Source organism: Bartonella sp. AP88HLJMH, from assembly GCF_042195605.1.
GTDB lineage: Bacteria > Pseudomonadota > Alphaproteobacteria > Rhizobiales > Rhizobiaceae > Bartonella.
The window spans coordinates 1-1,656 of the sequence record NZ_JBHIOR010000071.1 but is presented as its reverse complement, the minus strand read 5'-3'; the positions used below and the strand labels follow the sequence as shown (position 1 = coordinate 1,656).

General features: G+C 35.7%; 1 protein-coding gene. It reads left to right on the top strand.

Annotated features, from left to right (window positions below):
• Nucleotides 1-955: 955 nt before the first annotated feature.
• The coding region (locus tag ACFIMA_RS09540) for an ABC transporter substrate-binding protein (RefSeq protein ID WP_375613990.1) at nucleotides 956-1,656 on the top strand (701 nt) is incomplete at its 3' end.

Here is a 1,656-nt window from a genome sequence, read left to right as displayed (position 1 = left end):
TTTGGAATAGTGCACCACGTATTTTTTATAGTGCAATTGAAAAATAAAAAGGTATCAGGTTTATAAAATATAAAAAAACATGGTCATGATATATTTGATGTATTGCAAAGCTCTTTAATACTTTGCAATACGTTGAATTCTATCGGGAATGGATTACCATGTTGTGTAGAGAATTTTGTTTCAAAACATTCTATTGGGAAGAGAGGTTATTTATTTCGATAAATTCTACGTATATAGATATTAATATTTGATACTTCAATTTATATGTATAAAAAGTAATAAATTTGTTTGTTGCAAAAGACAGGTGTAACGAATAAAGCAAAATTTAGTGTTTCTGAAAAAATGGGGACTTTATAAAATGTTTTGGTGAGAAAAACTGTTGTATGCGGGTACGTGGGGAAACATCAAGCTACTCTTCTCATACCTCAGGTTACATTCCTTATGACTTAAAATATGATAATCTATAGGTTCGAAGCTGTTATTTGATACGGAGTTATAATAAAGTTCGAATTTTCTTCTGAAGAAGGGTGAAAATGGTTACGAAAAAATTTATTCAGGATCATCAAAATATCAAATTGTTTTGAGGCTTTTGAAGCAATTAGAGTAGCGCTTTGATGATACTTTTTAGAAAATCGCAAGAAGAAACTTGAAAAAGAAATCTTTTTAATGAAGCAAGGAAGGATTTTGGTCTGATATGCTCTGAATTATAAGTGCCGTGATGTCGTGTGCTATCGTGCGTGATAGCTTCATTTTAATCAGATCGTTTTGCGTTGCATATGTTCGTTTGTTCTATACGTATTTGGGAGGGAAGGAGCTTTTGAAAAGTGGCTGCTGCTTTTAGAGATTTTGATATTTTACCTCTAGGAGGCGTGTTTTCTAAGCATGATCTTATCATTTTTGCATGTTGTCACATGGGAAGTTATACAATAACCTTAAATCTTAAAAGGAAAATTCTATGAACGGGAAAAGAAAAATATTGAAAAAGGGCAGTTCTTTTGTTTCTGCTGTTCTTGCAATGGGGATGTTTGTGCAACAAGTTTCAGCGAAAACACCCGCCGATACGCTTGTGATGGCTTGGAATCTTGATACAATAAGTACATTTGATCCCGCACAAATCAATGACCGTTATGGTAATGAAGTTCTTGTTAATGTTTGTGATAATTTAGTCGTTTCTGCTACAGATGATGCTGCTAAAATGGTTCCTTCTTTAGCGAAGAGTTGGGATGTTTCAAGTGATGATCAGAGTACGGTGATTACTTTTCATTTGCGTGATGGTTTGAAGTTCAACGATGGTCGTCCTGCGAATGCCAATGATCTTATTTGGAGCATGAAGCGGGTTGTTCAATTGAAGATGGCTACTGCGGCGACATTTAATGAATATGGGATTACAGAACAAAACGTTGATGAGGCTTTTCAAGCACCGGACGACAAAACGGTTGTGATGAAATTTGATAAACCTTATCCAGCAGAGCTCATTCTTAGCCATTTTGCCACTAGTCGTACTCTTGCTTTGCTTGATCGTGAAACACTCATGAAACACGAAAAAAATGGTGATATGGGAAACCGGTATTTGGCAAGCCATTCTGCTTGTGTTGGTCCTTATCAGCTAGAGAGTTGGCGCCCTGGAGAAGGAATTTTGTTGCGTGCAAGCTCCAA